Annotated in this window: 13 protein-coding genes; all 13 read left to right on the top strand. The window is 33.0% G+C overall.

Translation table 11 applies throughout. The annotated features are described in order from the left end of the window. The first annotated feature begins 4 nt into the window (after positions 1–4). The 13 genes from AABD74_RS10535 (at position 5) to AABD74_RS10475 (ending at position 17,161) form a co-directional block, all read left to right on the top strand. Positions 5–892: a hypothetical protein gene (locus AABD74_RS10535; protein WP_406845487.1), complete on the top strand. Its 888-nt coding sequence runs from the start codon at positions 5–7 to the stop codon at positions 890–892. 4 nt (positions 893–896) lie between these two features. Further along, the gene (locus AABD74_RS10530; RefSeq protein WP_406845486.1) at positions 897–2,090 is read left to right on the top strand and encodes a hypothetical protein; all 1,194 of its coding nucleotides are present in this window, start codon (positions 897–899) and stop codon (positions 2,088–2,090) included. A gap of 1 nt (position 2,091) precedes the next feature. Further along, the gene (locus AABD74_RS10525) at positions 2,092–3,207 is read left to right on the top strand and encodes a hypothetical protein (RefSeq protein WP_406845485.1); all 1,116 of its coding nucleotides are present in this window, start codon (positions 2,092–2,094) and stop codon (positions 3,205–3,207) included. Between the two features lie 7 nt (positions 3,208–3,214). After that, the gene (locus AABD74_RS10520) at positions 3,215–3,700 is read left to right on the top strand and encodes a hypothetical protein (RefSeq protein ID WP_406845484.1); all 486 of its coding nucleotides are present in this window, start codon (positions 3,215–3,217) and stop codon (positions 3,698–3,700) included. Next, on the top strand, positions 3,697–4,980 hold the full coding sequence (locus AABD74_RS10515; protein ID WP_406845483.1) for a hypothetical protein: 1,284 nt from the start codon (positions 3,697–3,699) through the stop codon (positions 4,978–4,980). Before AABD74_RS10520 ends, AABD74_RS10515 begins: the two co-directional genes overlap by 4 nt. Beyond that, complete coding sequence (locus AABD74_RS10510) at positions 4,968–5,312, top strand: hypothetical protein (protein WP_406845482.1); 345 nt, start codon at positions 4,968–4,970, stop codon at positions 5,310–5,312. Before AABD74_RS10515 ends, AABD74_RS10510 begins: the two co-directional genes overlap by 13 nt. Then, entirely contained in the window at positions 5,294–5,770 is a 477-nt protein-coding gene (locus AABD74_RS10505) for a type II secretion system protein J (protein ID WP_406845481.1), read from the top strand. Before AABD74_RS10510 ends, AABD74_RS10505 begins: the two co-directional genes overlap by 19 nt. Next, entirely contained in the window at positions 5,760–6,896 is a 1,137-nt protein-coding gene (locus AABD74_RS10500) for a type II secretion system F family protein (RefSeq protein WP_406845480.1), read from the top strand. The genes AABD74_RS10505 and AABD74_RS10500 overlap by 11 nt, the downstream gene beginning before the upstream one ends. A gap of 188 nt (positions 6,897–7,084) precedes the next feature. Next, a complete protein-coding gene (locus AABD74_RS10495) occupies positions 7,085–10,492 on the top strand; it encodes an RHS repeat domain-containing protein (protein WP_406845479.1) in 3,408 nt (1,135 codons plus the stop codon). 17 nt (positions 10,493–10,509) lie between these two features. Continuing rightward, the gene (locus AABD74_RS10490) at positions 10,510–14,211 is read left to right on the top strand and encodes a DUF6443 domain-containing protein (RefSeq protein ID WP_406845478.1); all 3,702 of its coding nucleotides are present in this window, start codon (positions 10,510–10,512) and stop codon (positions 14,209–14,211) included. Between the two features lie 23 nt (positions 14,212–14,234). Continuing rightward, positions 14,235–14,873, top strand: a complete 639-nt coding sequence (locus AABD74_RS10485; RefSeq protein WP_406845477.1) for a hypothetical protein — start codon at positions 14,235–14,237, stop codon at positions 14,871–14,873. 486 nt (positions 14,874–15,359) lie between these two features. After that, entirely contained in the window at positions 15,360–16,004 is a 645-nt protein-coding gene (locus AABD74_RS10480; protein WP_406845476.1) for a hypothetical protein, read from the top strand. Positions 16,005–16,996: 992 nt separating this feature from the next. After that, positions 16,997–17,161: a hypothetical protein gene (locus AABD74_RS10475; protein WP_406845475.1), complete on the top strand. Its 165-nt coding sequence runs from the start codon at positions 16,997–16,999 to the stop codon at positions 17,159–17,161. Positions 17,162–17,563: the final 402 nt, after the last annotated feature.

The raw sequence follows: 17,563 nt of genomic DNA, 5'->3' as shown, positions 1-17,563 counted from the left end.
AAACATGAAAATCATTAAAAACATATCTGCAATACTATTTATCTTATTCTCTACAATAGCGCATTCACAAACTTATTTCCCATCAAAAAATGTAGAAACAAACCTAGAGTCTTTTTCTGGAATAAATGGACAATGGATTGCTGTTTCTCCTACAAACAATACTTTAGGTGCCAATTATTATCAGGGGTTAAATTTTGGTTTTGATGTTAATAATTATGTCAGTTTAGTAAATGGTGTAGGAACTAATGAATTATATTTCGGAAGATGGTCCAGTCAATGGAAAGGATGGAATAAAATTTGGCACTCTGGAAATCTAAATAACTCCAATACCGATTTTACCGCTAAAACCTTAAACACCACAAAAATAAATTTAAGTGTACCAGGTAGTGCAGAACAAATTGATGCTTTTACTATTGATGTAACTTCATTTGGAACAACAGAAAACGCTGCACGAAGTAGTTTCTTTAGAGTTCGAGATATTGGAGCGAGTAATATGATTCCATTTATTATAAAAGGTAATGGAAATGTTGGTATTGGAACAACAACTCCTTCAAACAAACTTGATGTAAATGGAACAATTCATTCTAAAGAAGTAAAAGTAGATATGATAGGCTGGTCTGATTTTGTTTTCAAAAAAGAATATGATTTACCAACACTTGAAGAAGTAGAAAAACATATCGCTGAAAAAGGTCATCTAAAAGATATTCCAAACGAAGAAGAAGTTTTAAAAAATGGAATTAATCTGGGAGAAATGAATTCTAAATTGCTTCAGAAAATTGAGGAACTTACTCTCTATATGATTGAAATGAAAAAAGAGAATGAAAATATGAAGAAAGAAAATACAGAAATGAAAAAAGATATTTTAATCCTAAAATCTAAACAAAACAAATAATAAAATGAAAAACTATAAACTAATTGCTTTACTATTTATTACATATCCAATTTTTTCGCAAAATACGTTTCCGACTTCTGGGGAAGTAAATTTCGATACTAGTCTAAAAATTGGCACCCAGGTATCTCCTACACAAGAAGGGCAGATTATTCGTTTAGTTCTTCAACCATATCGTCATACTGGTGGTCCTTGGAATTTTAAATCCCGAGACAGCAATACTTATGGAGCATTTCTAGATTTTGATTATGGAACTACCGGTACGGCATTAACAATGTCAAGTGATAGAAAAATTGGTATTAATTCATTAACTCCATTGAATACATTTGAGGTAAAAGTACCAACAAGCACAGGTGCATCTAGTTCAGATGGTATTTCGATACATGATGGTGCATCTTATAGATTAGGTCTTAATATTGGAGTAAATTCAACAGATGAATATTCTTATTTACAAGCTGTAAAGGGTGGTATTGGCCAGAAAAATATTGCTATTAATCCCATTGGTGGAAATGTTGGTGTTGGTACCATTTCTCCTGTAAGTAAATTGTCTGTTTTTGGATCTTTGACTTTAAATGGAGGTTTAAGTAATACACTACAAAGGCCATCAATAAATGCAGGAACATTAACATATGGGGAAATTCGAGGTTTTAGTAATTCAGTAAATTCAGCGTTAGGAGATGATGGTTTCTTAAGAATTTCTGCCGGTGGCGGTACAAATTCTAATACAAAATCTTTTATTGATTTAACAGGATATTCAACAATTCCAGATATGAATAGAAATATTGTATTTGGCACTTTAGGATTAGAACGTATGAGAGTTGATATTAATGGTAATGTAGGAATTGGTACAATAACAACAGGGTCTCATAAACTAGCAGTAGAAGGATCAATTGGAGCAAGAGAAATAAAAGTTCAGGCAACGGGCTGGTCTGATTTTGTTTTCAAAAAAGAATATGATTTACCAACACTGGAACAGGTTGAAAAACACATAAATGAAAAAGGTCATCTAAAAGATATTCCAAGCGAAGAAGAAGTTTTAAAAAATGGAATCAATCTGGGAGAAATGAATTCTAAATTACTTCAAAAAATTGAAGAATTGACTCTTTATATTATTGAGATTAAAAAGGAGAATGCAAAGGAAAATGAGAAACAAAACGAAGAAATAAAAAATCTTAAAATTATAATAGCTTCAAAAAAATAATATGAAATTTAAATTAACTACAATACTTTTAGTTATTTCTGGCTTCATTACATATGCGCAGCAAATTGGAGACGGACATGCCCCGGCAACTATAGCAGATTTTTCAGCACCACTCAAATCTGGTATTTATAACGGATTAAACACAACAACGACTGGGATGGCTCCTGACAATAGCAATGTGTGGCAGCATTTATTTGCTGCAAGACACATTAGTACTATAAACAATTATCAACTTCAAATAGCTTCTTCTTTTGCCGTAAATGATCGTTTATTTTTTAGAAAAATTGTCGCTGGTGATTTATCTTCTACAAATACAAATTGGGTTGAATTAGCGACGAGAGGGTTAAATACTTTTAATGGAAATCAAATTATAAATGGCAATGTAGGTATAGGTATTTCTGTTCCTTCTGCAACTCTCGAAATTAAGACACCAGCTGTTACAGGATCAGAAACATTATTAAAATTAAGTGTTAGTGATGCTGCCCAAGATTATATAAGAATTGCAAATGGCACGAGTGCCAATAATCAATTTGTTCCGAGTTTACAAGGTTATCGCATTAGTGATAACAGAGCATCACTTTATTTAACGGCTATAACCGAACCTAATATTGACAGTGGTACAGATCCTCTTATGACATTTGATTCTCGAACAACTGCTGCTGCTATAATTACAAGACCATTATTTGCATGGGATTCATATGGTAATAGAAAAATGATTTTAACCGCTAATGGCAGCTTAGGAATTGGTACTCTTACAACAGGAACACATAAGCTGGCCGTAGAAGGATCAATTGGAGCAAGAGAAATAAAAGTTCAGGCAACGGGCTGGTCTGATTTTGTTTTCAAAAAAGAATATGATTTACCAACACTTGAAGAAGTAGAAAAACATATTGCAGAAAAAGGCCATTTAGAAAATATTCCAAGTGAAGAAGAAGTTTTAAAAAATGGAATTAATCTTGGAGAAATGAATTCTAAATTACTTCAAAAAATCGAAGAATTAACACTTTATTCTATTCAGCAAAATAAAAAAATTGAAGAGCAGGCAAAAGAAATCGAAACATTAAAAGCTTTAGCTTTGCGAATAGAAAAAATCGAAAAAGAACTGGGCCAAAAATAGGTTATTAATGAAAAACAAAAAAAACATATACATTCTTTTACCACTCGTTTTATTTGTTTGGGGTGCTGTTTTATTTCAGGTATTTTCATTTACAAATTCAAATGAAATAATCACTGAGAACAATCCTGAATTTAATTTTAAACCTTTAAAAGTTAATAAAAGAGAATCATTTGCCATTAATGTAAACTACAGAGATCCTTTTTTAGGAAAGATGTACAATCCTGAAACAGTTTCCTCTGCAAAAACAACTAAAACTAAAACTGTAAAAGTTATTAAACAGCCTGAACCTTTGGTTTGGCCAAATATTGTTTATAAAGGTTTAATTACTGATACAAAGGGTAAAAGTAAAATTTTCATGCTTATTATTGAAGGTAAAAATTACTATATGAAAATTGGCGATACAGAAAATGAAATTTTCCTTAAAGACGGCGACAAAGAATCTGTGTATGTTAAATACAAAGGAAACCTTAATCTTATAATGCTCCAGGATTGAAACTGAAACTTAAATCTGGCGCTTTACAGTTTACAGTTTTTATTGCTGTATTAATTGCTTTGCTTTTGGCTGGTCTTGTTTTATATGCATATACATTTATATATATGAAAGAACAGTCAAAAGGAGCAATTGAAAATATCCAGATTGCTGATATAGGAATGCAGACACTTTTAGAACAAAAAGAATTAAATACTGACACGCTTACGATTGATTTCATAAAAAAAGAAAATCAAACTATAAAAACCCATTTGTCACAATGGGGTGTATTTCAAAAAGGAACTACAATAACACAATTCCGAAAGAAGAAATTTACTAAAATTGCCATAATAGGATCGCTTATTATAACAGACAAGTCTCCTACTTTGTTTTTACAGGAGACACATAATGCACTAACTGTAGTGGGAAGCACTAAAATTAAAGGTATAGCCTATCTTCCAACCCAAGGTGTAAACTCAGGTTATATTGCAGGTAACAGTTACTATGGAACTCAATTAATTTACGGACGTATTGAAAAAAGTACTTCTGAACTGCCAAAACCGGAAAAAGCTTTTCTTGATGCCGTAATTTTTTATCTAAAAGAATATAAAATAGATCGCCAGGAAGATTATATCAATCTAAATTCGGCTATGAAAATTACAAATTCTTTTAAAGAAAAAACAAAAGGGTTTTATTCTCAAAATGCCATAATACTAGAAAACAAAATTATATCTGGAAATATTATAATAAAATCAGAAACGGCTATTAAAGTTAGAAAAACTGCTTTGTTAAATGACTTAATTTTAATTGCACCAATTATTGAAATTGAAGATAAAACAATTGGAAATTTTCAGGCTATTGCTTCTAAAAAAATTACATTGGGTAAAAAATGTAATTTAAGCTATCCATCAGCTTTACTTCTATTTCAGGACAATAAAAATAGTGTGGCTGATAACTCTAATTATAATACTTTATCAGAAAACCAAATTTTCATAGATGAAGGAAGTATTTTAAGAGGGTGCGTAAGTTATATTCAAACCAAAGAAACATCAGATTTTCAGACCCAAATTGTATTAGAAAAAGATTCTAAAATAAAAGGCCAAGTATACTGCAATGGCAATTTTGAAATAAAAGGAACAGTCTCGGGATCAGTTTATACAAAACAATTTGTGGCAAACCAAGCTGGATCTATTTTTATGAATCATGTTTATAATGCCACTATTGAAAACGAAACTGTACCAGCAATTTATGGAGGTATAATTTTAGAGCAAGAACCTAAAACTGTTTTGAAATGGCTATACTAAAAAAAATAAAATCAGCAACATTAGTCGAAGCCATTGTTGCAACGGTTTTAGTAGTCATTATATTCATCGTTGCAAGTTTAATATTAAACAATCTGGTTTTTAATACCTTCTCTAAAAACACACATAATATTGAAAACCGAATCAATGAACTTGAATATGAAGTTCAAAATAACACCATCAAATTGCCCTATCAGGAAGAATATAAAAATTGGAATATCAGCATTCAATTAGAAGCAGTATCTGCAAAAAAGATGATTTCGATTTCAGCAGTAAATAACATTTCCAGAAAAGAAATTACAAAACAACAAATAATATGGCAGCAGGAAAATTAAAATCGTTTACATTGTCAGAAATGATCGTGGTTATGATTATTACTGCTATTGTAGTCGGTATGGCATTTAGTGTTTTGCGAATTGTTCAAAAACAAATTCATACTATTCAAAACAATTTTGAAAAAACGAGTACTCTGGCACTTTTTGAACAAAAACTTTGGCAGGATTTTAATGAACCGCATAATATAATGTATGATAGTGACAAGCAGTTATTAATAATGATTTCAGAAATTGATACTGTAACTTATTCTTTTCAGGACAAATTCAGCATGCGAAATAGTGACACGATTAAATTGAAAATTGCCCCAAGAAAAGCTTTTTTTAAAGGAAAAGAAATAAGCAGCGGACAAATAGATGCTTTATCAATATTTGCAGAAACAGAATTACCGGATTATCAAATTTTTGTTTCGAAAAAAAATGATTTAACCTTTTTTATGAATCAGGAAAATGGCCTTTAAAATAGAGAATACACCCAATAGAAAAGCTGTTCAATCCAAAAATCAGAATAGTATTGAAACCTTATTGAAAAAAGAAATTACTCTTTTTGGTGACAGCTTCAATAACAAAAAGAAACAGGCCTTTTACCTCGAACTTGCTGTTTTATTAAAAGCAGGGGTTAGTTTTAAAGAAGGATTATTACTGATTATCGAGTCGTTAAAGAAAAAAGCGGATAAAGATTTAATCCAGACAATTCTAAATGATGTAGTAAACGGAAAACCGTTTTCTGAGGCTTTAATGACTTCAAAATCATTTACAGAATACGAATATTATTCGATTCAAATTGGAGAAGAAACCGGAACTACAGCGCAGGTATGTGAAGAACTTGGTCGTTTTTTTGAACGTAAAAATGAACAAAAAAGAATTATCATAGCCGCACTTACCTACCCTTCTATTGTATTGAGTACAGCGGTTCTGGTTGTAATTTTTATGTTGAGTTATGTAGTGCCTATGTTTCAGGATATTTTCAAACAAAATAATATGGAGCTTCCGTTTTTGACACAGTTAATTGTAAAATTATCCATCTGGACAAAAACATACGGACTTTACTTTTTCTTAGCAATAGTTATTTTTATCTTTTCAACCCAATTTTTTAAGGACAATCATAAGTACAAAAAAGCATTGCATTACTTTCTCATAAAAATACCAGTTTTAGGGCCTTTTATGACAAAAGTGTATCTCGCGCAATTTACTCAGGCTGTAACATTACTTACTACTGCTAAAGTTCCTTTATTGAACAGTATACAAATGGTAAAAAAAATGATTCGTTTTGTACCACTTCAGGAAGCACTTGAACAAGTAGAGAATAGCATTTTAAAAGGAAATAGTTTAAGTTCAAGTTTAAAGAACACTCCCCTCTTCGATAACCGAATTATATCCCTCGTAAAAGTAGCCGAAGAAACCAACCAAACAGAATATGTCTTCAAGCAGTTAAGCGAGCAGTACAATCAGGAAGTGGTCCAGCAGTCTAAAGTTATGACTACTGTTCTAGAACCCTTTATTATTCTTTTTGTTGGGGTTTTAGTAGCTGTTTTATTGGTTGCGATGTATTTGCCAATGTTTCAACTGAGTAGTGCGATTGGGTAGCTATTTACTAAAAAAAATAAATAAAACAATAAAAATTAAAAATTTAATTTCAATTTTTGTCAAGACAACAAATAAGTATTTGTTAACAAAATCACAAAAGAAACACATAATATACCAACTCGTCTTGTTAATTTCACAAACAAATTAATTAACAAACACCTTCCTATCAAATATAAAAAGCCTATTAAATGAAAAAGTACTTTTTGCTTCTGCCTTTACTGTTTTTTAATCTATGTATTGCTCAGAGCCCTGAATTATCAAAAATTATTGCCCCATCACCAAATGCTTCTGCACTAGCTCAATATGCAGATGTGCCTGTAAGTAATTATACTGGTGTTCCTAACATTTCAATACCACTAATTAATGTTAAATCAGGAGCAATAGAATTACCCATAACTGCAAGTTATCACGCTTCCGGTATCAAAGTTGCTGAAGAAGCGAGCTGGATCGGATTAGGCTGGGCATTAAATGCAGGCGGAATGATTACCAGACAAACCAGAGGCCTTGATGATTTTGCTTCACAAGGAGGATATATTCGAACCCAATTGCCACCTGCAACATCACAAAATTTACCTGATTGGACTGATCCTACAAAACCTTTACCAAACAGTGCAAATTCAGACTATTATATTAATAATTATTATAATAACATAGAAAATGAATTTTTAGACCCTGAACCAGATATTTTTTATTATAATTTCCTTCAATATTCAGGAAAACTTATATTTGAAAAACAAACGGGGGATGTTTTTAAAGCTATCTCTGTAGATCAAAACAATTTAATTTTTTCATATGATACAATCTCCAAAATATGGACTGTAACTGATGGAAATGGATGGAAATATTACTTTGGTTCTTCCAGTTTAAACGCTATTGAGACAACAACAAATCATAGTATATCAGGCATAAATCCTATAGAACCAACTAATGATAGAATTTCTGAATATGATCCAGATATTTTTGACAGTGCTTGGTACTTAACAAAAGTTATTACTCCTGAAGGCGATAATATAAGTTTCCAATACGAAAGTCCCGGAAAAACAATAAGTCAAATCAGCAGATCTGAACAATTGAGGGATTATTTAAGAACAGTCTCTGAGTCAGGTGGACAATACGCTTATCGTTACGATTTTGATAATGTAAAATCTAAATTTTATTCTGCAAGTATGCAGGTAATAAATCCCGTTTATTTAAAAAGAATCTTATTCCCTAACGGCTATGTAGAATTTTTAACAGAAGACAGAACCGATATAAGAACATTTACTACCACAGATCCCAAGCCGAAAAGGCTTAAAACAACAAAGTTGTTCAATATAGATGGAAAATTAATTAAACAATTTGATTTTAATTACAGCTATTTGGGCAGTACATCTTTAGGAAGTGATGTAACAATTGTAGATAATGAAGAGAGAAAATCTAGATTAAAACTGGAATCTATTCAGGAATCTACAACAAATGCCAGTAATCAAATTATAAAAAACCCACCTTATGTTTTTTCATACAATCCGACATCTTTACCCGAAAAAACTTCTTATTCAATTGATTATTGGGGATATAATAATGGTCAAACTAATAATTCAATAGTTGATTACCAGTTTTTAAATCTTAATATGCAGGATCCTATTTCATTAGCAGATCGCGGATCAACAATATCAACAAAAGTTCTGGCTCCTTTCTATGAAAGTACTTCAGGGGGTAACATTTATTTATCTGGAGCAAACAGAGAGGTAAAAAACGAACCATTACAGGCTGCTATTTTAAAAAGCATTAAATATCCTACAGGAGGAATCGTAAACTTTGAGTACGAGCCAAATGATTACTTTGATGAGAATCAAGCTTTATTTGAAGACAGCTATATTACAGAATCATCCTTAGTTAATGGTCAAACAGGAAATAGTACTGAAAAATCATTTACACTAGACAAACTTACTAAAGTTCAGTTATACTTTAACATATACAATCTCATGTCACAAGACATAACTGATCAAATGACAGTGGCTTTAGAAAATGCAAATGGCAACAAATTAATATCACTTGCTCCTTGGTTAAAACCAAATACCACACCTGGTTCATTTTTCTCCTATGTAACTGTTTTTTTGCCTGCAGGAACTTATAAATTAAGAACTAAAAATAACACTAGTTATACGGTAATAATGGAGGCAACTGCCAGATATATAAACAAAATTCCTACAAACAAAAAACTAGGCGCTGGGCTTAGAATTAAATTTATAACGACCTATGATCAGAGTAAGTTTTTGAAACAAAAAAGTTATACTTATTCCAAAAATAATATTTCGACCGGGCGTCTAATTAGCCCATATCAATTCTTTTATACCGACAGATTATTAACATTAGGTTATTCAGGAGGATATTATTCAAGTTTAATTTTTCAACAAATAAATGATTATTTGGTCAGAACTTCAGATAGTTCAATCCCGTTTGGGAGTTCTGCTCAGGGAAATGTCATTGGGTATAATGAAGTGAATATTTCAGACACGGATCTTTCCAACAATACGATAGGCACCTCAAAATATTTTTACAAAAATATCACAGAAATCCCTTTAGAGCTTTTTATACCAGGAGTTCCAAACATTGTTAATCTAAATAATGGACAATTATTAAAAGAAGAACACTATAACAAAAACAATGTAAAAGTTAAAGAAATTACAACAGAATATTTAAAGGAAAATACTACAAAGAATTTAAAAGGTGTAAAATTGTATACTGCTCCAGGTTCTACAAGTACAGATATAAGGTTTTATGATGTCTTATCAGAATGGTGGCACCCTAAAAATACTACAGAAACAATTTATGACCTTAATGGCCAAAATCCTGTTACAACTACATCGGTATTTAAGTATGATAATCCACTGCACAAAAATTTAACAGAAACCCAGGTAATAAATAGCGTTGGGCAGACTTTAAAAACAATTAATAAATATCCTTCCGATTTAACTTCCGGGATAGATGAAACTACAGCTGCTACTATTTCAAGTATGATAAACAGTAATGTACTAAACCCTGTAATTAAATCCGACGCTACTGTTAATGATATTACAGTACAATCACGCATTAATAACTATACGATTAAAACCCATACAGAAACAAATTCTTCAAACAATATGTACCTGCCAAAGAATATAAAAATGCTAAAAAAAGGTACAACGGCAGACTATGAAGAGTTAATTCAATATAATATGTACGATAATAATGGTAATATCCTGCAAGAACAGCAAACTAACGGAACACCTATTTCTTATATCTGGGGTTATAAAAACGAATATCCTATTGCCAAAATAGAAAACTCAGCTTACAGCACTATTCCCGCAAATTTAATAAGTGCTGCCCAAACAGCTGCTGATTCAGGAAATGAGGCTTCATTAAAAAACGCATTAAATGCTATTAGAAATGCACCTGAGCTTGCAAATGCAATGGTAAGTACATATACTTATATTCCAATTATTGGAATTAGCACTATTACAGATCCAAAAGGTTATACAACCACTTATACTTATGATAGTTTTGGCAGACTTGAATTTGTAAAAGATAATGAAGGAAATATACTTTCAGAGAACCAGTACAATTATAAGCCATAAATAAAACCAAAAGCATCATGAAAAATCTAATCCAATTCCTTTTGGTTTTGTTTCCTTTTATGGCAATAAGCCAGACACAAACCGAGAATTACATCAAAACTGTAACCTATAAGAAACCTTCTCTTGTAAAAATAGTCGCACCCACAATTTCTGAGGCTTCTCAAAATGTCACTTATTTTGACGGACTGGGAAGGCCTATTCAGCAAATAGCAGGTCAGCAGTCTAAATCAGGAAATGATATCATCACCCATATCGCATACGACGGTTTTGGAAGGCAAACACTAGAATATCTGCCTTTTAAATCGTCTAATACCAATATGACTTATGATACAGCTGCTGAGGCGAATGTTCTATCTTATTATAAAACCCCTAGTCTGGCTATCACTGGGAATTCTGCTATGGAGGCTACTGATTACCCTTTCAGCCAAAAAGAACTGGAAGCTTCTCCTCTGAATCGTATCCTGAAACAAGCCGCACCAGGCAATGACTGGAGATCAGGATCGGGACATGAAATAAAAATGAGCTACCAGACCAATATTGCAGATGAAGTGAAATTATTTACAGCCCTTACAGCATGGGATGCTGCATCTGGGTTGTATAAAATTGCTTTTGTAAACAGCGGATCTTATACCGCAAATGAACTCTATAAAACCGTTACTTATGATGAAAACACAGCTGCAGTGCCATCTGAAGCAAACGGTTCAACGGTTGAGTTTAAAAACAAAGAAGGACAGGCTGTTTTAAAAAGAACCTATGCCGCAGTTGGAACAGGGACAGTGAATCAAAAACACGATACTTATTATGTTTATGATATTTATGGAAACCTGACTTATGTGATCCCTCCAAAAGCTGTCGATTTAATTGGAAGCACCGTGAGTACTGAGATTGATATAACTTCTGCTGCAGTGGTTACATCCTCAAGTGGCACTTTGAATTTAACAGCATTCAATTCTATCCGCCTTCTGCCGGGATTTCATGCACAGAGTGGAAGTACATTTTCAGCTGTCATTGACAATGGAAACCAGACTGTTTTAGATAATTTATGCTACCAATATAAATACGATCACCGCAACAGGCTGGTGGAGAAAAAACTACCCGGAAAACAATGGGAATTTATCGTTTATGACAAACTGGACAGGGTTGTAGCCACAGGACCTGCTAACTCACCTTTTTCAGATTTAAGTACTGTGGGATGGATCATAACCAAATATGATGCTTTCAGCCGTCCGGTATATACTGGGTGGGCAACAGCTGCAGCAGCTACGCCTGCAGGAAGGATCACCCTGCAGAATGCGCAGAACAGTCCTTCACTTACCCAGCTTAACGAAACTAAACAAACTACAGGAACTCTGGACAATATTGCCGCTTATTACAGTAATACAGTAGAACCAAAAACCTTCAAGCTCCTTACGGTTAATTATTATGATAATTATACTTTTCCAAGTACACCTGTCATTACTGTACCCACAGATGTAGAAACACAGACAGTACTGACTACAGCACAGATAAAAGGCCTTGCAGCCGCTTCCTGGACAAGGGTACCAACCACCAGTACAGCCGCGCTGGGCGAAACAACGGCCACTTTTTATGACAGTAAAGCAAGACCGATTAGGATTTATAAAACAAATCATTTAGGCGGTTATACTTATACAGACAATAAACTTGATTTTTCGGGTAAGTCTGAATACAATATTACAAGACACAAAAGAACTGCTGCTGACACGGAGTTAATGACCAAAGATGTCTTTACTTATTCAGCCCAGGACCGATTATTGATCCAGACCCATCAAATAAACTCAGGAGCAATTGAACTTATTGCCAGTAATACCTATGATGAACTGGGGCAGTTAATTTCTAAAAAAGTTGGAAATACAGAAGCCCTTCCGACCCAGAATATTCATTATACCTACAACATACGCGGGTGGCTTACAACTATTAATGATATAACATCCCTTACCAAACCAAACGACCCAAAAGATTTGTTTGCTTTTAGGATTAATTACAATACAATCCCATCTGGAATTCCAGATGTAAAAGCATTGTATAACGGAAATATTGCAGAAACACAATGGATAAGCACTTCTGAAGCAACACCAGTAATCAGGGCTTATGGTTACAAATACGACAATCTTAACCGATTAAAAGAAGGTGTCTATAAAAAAGGAACTGTATTGAGCGCCTATAATGAAACTTTATGGTATGATAAAAACGGAAACATTACAGCTCTTACCCGTAACGGAAACAGCGAAACTACTCAACAGATCGATAATTTAATCTACACTTATGCCAATAATAACAACACTAACACGCTGATGAAAGTTGCTGACAGCAGCAACAAAACATTAGGTTTTGTAGACAGCGCAGCCAACACCGTTGATGATTACAGCTATGATGCCAATGGCAATATGACCAAAGACAACAACAAAAATATAACAGCCATAACCTATAACCATTTAAACCTGCCCACAAAAATTACCTTTGCCGCAACAGGGAATATTGCTTATATTTACAATGCTGCAGGGGAGAAAGTGCAGAAAATTGTAACTAATGTTTCTCCGGCAAATATTACAACAACCGATTATTTAGGAGGTTATCAATATAAAGCTGATTGTCAAACCTGCAGTCCATTATTAAAGTTTTTTCCAACAACAGAAGGATATGTAGAGGCGGTTACAGCAAGTTCTTTTAAATATATTTACCAGTACAAAGATCATCTTGGTAATGTCCGTTTAAGTTATGATAAAACTCTGGCTATACAAGATGAGAATCATTATTATCCTTTTGGATTAAAACAAATAGGGTACGGAGCTCCTATTGTTAGTTCTAGTTATAAGTATAAGTACAATGGGAAAGAACTGCAAGACGAGCTGGGGCTTAACATGTATGACTATGGGGCTAGGAATTATGACCCAGCACTTGGACGTTGGATGAATATTGACCCACTTGCGGAACAAATGAGACGATGGTCTCCCTATAATTATTGTTTTGATAATCCTATGCATTTTGTTGACCCTGATGGAATGGGACCTCTAGATTGGATTAAAAATATTTCAACAGGAGAATATACATGGAATAATAATGTGACTAAAGAATCAGAAACTCCAGAAGGATATAGTTATGTCGGTAAAGAAGATAGCTCAATTGTAAAAGACATAGGATGGGTAGGAACATATCAATCACCTTCAACGACAAAAACAGGATTTGTTGCATCAGATTACGAACAACAAGGAGGAGTAACAATGTCCGCTGTTCACATGACAACCGTCACAGCAGAAGCGAATATAAGTGTTAATGCTAACGTCACCACAAGTATAAGTTCTGATGGTCAACTTTCCAAAACATTTAATGGAATAGATATTGGAATTGGAGTAAAAGGTACCGCTACTGGAACTGATAATGTGGAAGTCACGGGTATGGCAACTACCACTTTTGGAGGAAAAGATTATGGTACAGGACTCCAAGGACCTGACGGAAGTAAATCTTTAATCCAACAAACAGGACCAGCAAGAGCTAATTCAATTTCAGGTGATATTTTTATTCCTGCATCTGATATATATGCAGAAAAAGGTCCGAAAATATTTCCTGGTGCAAATGTCTCAGGAGCGTGGCAAAATGTTAGAGATGATGGTAGTGGTTCAGTTCCAGTAACTGGACGCATTGACCAAAGCGCCAAAACTTATAATTTTCAATATTCGCCATATACACCAATAAAGCATTAATAAACTCTTAAATAATTAAAAAAATGAATCATTCACTTTATAATCGTAGAATATTTTTTAACTATATAATTATGATAACCTTTTTGTATAGTTGTAACGGACAAACAACAAATAAAGATGTTTGTAAAACAAATTACATAATTGCCAAAAATAAATTTGATAAATCTTATACAGACAAGAATAAAATGTTATTGTCCGAGGCATTGAAATATGTCCAAAAATCTTTGGATTGTCCAGAGACAAGAACTGCATCAATCGAACTTAAAATATCTGCCCTTTCATTTTTGAAGGAATATAATAAAGCTTATGTGTTTATAGATTCCCTTGAAGAAAAAGATTTCTCAAAACCGTATGAAAAAAAAATGCAATACAATTATTTTAGAGGACTGGATTGTGAATTAAAATTAAAAAATAAAGAGAAAAAAAAATATTTTGAAACAGCAATAATAGAAATTCAAAATTTTATAAATAATCAGAAATCAATTGACCAAGAAGCATATTACAATTTATTTCTTGTAAAATCAAAAATTTTAAATTCAAAACAAATTAATGAAGAGCTTAATGAATTAAAAATTAAATATCCCAATGAAAAGGATTTTTTTGAATCTCTTAAAGAATCATTTAATGAAGAAACAAAACAAATTACTGTCTCTGCGGAATAAATATTGAAATTACAATAGAAATAGAATTATCAAGCCATTCCATAACGGAGTGGCTTTTGCTTTTAAAGCACTTTAAAGCGTACCAAACTGTTAAAATAGAATTCATGTTAGCCTGCAACTGCTAGGTCATCTCAATGGATTTGAAAAATAGTACTCAGAACATCCTCCCTCCCGTATCGGCTATTTCAGTACTAAATTCCACGATTTAAACATCAAATTACCTCCCCGTACTATAAAATTGTGTACTTATACCAACCGATACCATTCGTGTTCCAAGTGAAAACTCTACAGTTTTTCAAATTCTAATGACCAGTGTGTCATTTTGGAACACATATTTACCTAGCCAGAAAAATATTTTTGAAAAAAAAGTGTTAATATGCTTCACTTTCACAGGTTTGATTGTATTTATTGTAAAGATGCTTGACTAACCTCCTTGTATGGAGTTCCTGTATCTAACCAATAACGAGATACTAATCAACCAATAAAATGAAATATGAGAATTTAAAGAAATTTTTAATAAGCACAAAATCAAGCAAAAGTACAATCTATAGATTTTATAAAAAGAATGAAGACTTATTCTTTGAAACTAAAATGAGTATTGGAAAAAGATTGTTTCCTGTAGACCACGCAAGATATTTTGATTCTGAAATCATGTTTGATGAGAACAAAATATTAAGACAGGAAAACCAGTCAATGCGAAACCTTATAGACTGCTTGGCAGATAAAGAGAGTCTGCAACATACCTTCTGGCAGATGGACTGGAGTTTTTTCTTTACGGTAGCCTACAAAACAGACCGTAACAAGACAAGCTGTTTTAAGCATATGCATGGTCTGTATGATTATCTGAACCAAAAATACGGAGCATCAACAGAAATCCGATTATTCTTTACAACCGAGCCGTTCCCAAACCGAAAAGGCTGTCACAACCATTTTGTGGTCTACGCTTCTGACAAAAAACTTCATGAGCAGATTGTAACAGATATTCAGGACTACTTCAACTACGACAGAACCGATGTGAGCATTTATGACCGATACAAAGCGGGATTGTTCTACATGTCCAAAGACGGTCTGAGCGGAGAAGACTGGGATTTTATCAGCAACAGCACAAATACTACAGAAGATGAGAATTAAGTTTAAACTTTCTCAGCTCAAACACATATTGCAGTTCCAACCGCTCAGACTGCCTATTAGTTTTAAAAGAGAAAATTTTTCAGACAAAGAGTTTTCAGAATTTACGCGATTGATACAATCCAAAGAACGAGGCTAACGACCTCGTTTTTTTGTGCTCTGAAATGACCCTAAAATCCGTAAGCCCAGGAAATCCAGGATTTTTCTTGCTTAATCCAATTTACACCTGGATATTTGTTTCACTTTTTGAAAGAAGTGAAAGCGACTATGTAAACTCAATGAAATCAATGGTTTACAAAGCATGAAGAATCGACCGCTTTCAGATACATATATTAAGGTAGAAAAGTGAAACTAAAATCAAGCATTATGGCAGGTCAGAGGTCAGTACTCAAGCCATTTTATGAGAAAAACCTTAGGCAGAAGAATCTGGGAGGTTAATAAATACTCTGACCAAGCTTTGCTGTTGCTATCTCAATTATTCAACCATTCGAGTGTCTCAACCACTAAAATCTATCTTGGAATCCGAGAACAGGAAATAAGCAACTTGTATTTGAGTGTTTAATTATAAGAAAACACATTATTTTTTATTCTATATAACTCAATTAAGTTATCTAAACGGAATTAAACTGGAAAAAAAAGAAATTAAAAGTTAATTATTTGTTAAATAAATAGTTAACGTTTTGTTAAAATAAAACATAATAAGTTGATTTTCAGGTATGTTACATAAGTTAATCAGCTTATGTAATTTTGGCTTTTTTTCCCATTTTCTAGTCTCAAATACATAAGTTACTTTTGTAAAAGAAATCTAAAGGAAAAGATTATTGCAAGAGTCTTTTCTCCATTCTGACAGCTAAGGAGTGGAAAAAGAGCGGGTTGTAAAGCTGAACAAGAAGCTCAAAAAATCAAATTATATTACAGAATGCAGATTCGGTGCAATACCCGAGGGTGTCTTCTTGTGTCCAAAAATTACCTAAAAAAACTAAAAGATAAAACTTATGAAAAATACATTAGAAACGCTTTTCCAGTCTTTTGAAACTGGCATCAGAAGTTCCAAAGCGATAAAACCAAAAGAATACCTTAAAAACAGAGGTCTGGATTTTGCAGAGCTTAGAATCGGCTTCAATTCTGGACAATTCCATCATGGAGAATCCCAAATTTGAAGCGTTAGGAATGCTTAAAAAGAGCGATGCAGGCGTAAGACAGCAAGACCTGACGGCATACACAGCATTTGGTAGGTATGGACTGATTTTTCCGCTCCTAGACAAAGAGAACACAATCGTAAACTACTTTACTTTACGCTTTAATCTCGAAACGCCAAAAGAAGAATACCTCAACAGTGAAGGAATCTACCCCGCTCCCCGAAGAGTTCAACTGAAAAGCTGCGCAAATGTCTCTGACTTTGCGCACTTTTTTTGTCCTTAGAAATTATAAACGTCTCAAAAGTCTCTGACTTTTTTGAATAGACTTTCTGAAGAAATTAAGTTTAAACTTATTTCTAAATCATCTTAAGGTAGGAAACTTTGAGATGTCTACACTTTTTAAGTATATTTGAAGCAGCACAA

The organism is Flavobacterium soyae (genome assembly GCF_045348165.1).
Taxonomy (GTDB): domain Bacteria; phylum Bacteroidota; class Bacteroidia; order Flavobacteriales; family Flavobacteriaceae; genus Flavobacterium; species Flavobacterium soyae.
Note: the sequence above shows the minus strand (reverse complement) of the source record. Positions and strands in the feature narration are given on the sequence as shown.

What these genes read in the sequence shown, in the direction of transcription:
- AABD74_RS10535 (WP_406845487.1), top strand. Translation starts at nt 5, where the DNA reads ATGAAAATCATTAAAAACATATCTGCAATACTATTTATCTTATTCTCT.
- AABD74_RS10480 (WP_406845476.1), top strand. Translation starts at nt 15,360, where the DNA reads ATGAAATATGAGAATTTAAAGAAATTTTTAATAAGCACAAAATCAAGC.
- AABD74_RS10510 (WP_406845482.1), top strand. Translation starts at nt 4,968, where the DNA reads ATGGCTATACTAAAAAAAATAAAATCAGCAACATTAGTCGAAGCCATT.
- AABD74_RS10490 (WP_406845478.1), top strand. Translation starts at nt 10,510, where the DNA reads ATGAAAAATCTAATCCAATTCCTTTTGGTTTTGTTTCCTTTTATGGCA.
- AABD74_RS10525 (WP_406845485.1), top strand. Translation starts at nt 2,092, where the DNA reads ATGAAATTTAAATTAACTACAATACTTTTAGTTATTTCTGGCTTCATT.
- AABD74_RS10505 (WP_406845481.1), top strand. Translation starts at nt 5,294, where the DNA reads ATGGCAGCAGGAAAATTAAAATCGTTTACATTGTCAGAAATGATCGTG.
- AABD74_RS10500 (WP_406845480.1), top strand. Translation starts at nt 5,760, where the DNA reads ATGGCCTTTAAAATAGAGAATACACCCAATAGAAAAGCTGTTCAATCC.
- AABD74_RS10530 (WP_406845486.1), top strand. Translation starts at nt 897, where the DNA reads ATGAAAAACTATAAACTAATTGCTTTACTATTTATTACATATCCAATT.
- AABD74_RS10495 (WP_406845479.1), top strand. Translation starts at nt 7,085, where the DNA reads ATGAAAAAGTACTTTTTGCTTCTGCCTTTACTGTTTTTTAATCTATGT.
- AABD74_RS10485 (WP_406845477.1), top strand. Translation starts at nt 14,235, where the DNA reads ATGAATCATTCACTTTATAATCGTAGAATATTTTTTAACTATATAATT.
- AABD74_RS10475 (WP_406845475.1), top strand. Translation starts at nt 16,997, where the DNA reads ATGAAAAATACATTAGAAACGCTTTTCCAGTCTTTTGAAACTGGCATC.
- AABD74_RS10520 (WP_406845484.1), top strand. Translation starts at nt 3,215, where the DNA reads ATGAAAAACAAAAAAAACATATACATTCTTTTACCACTCGTTTTATTT.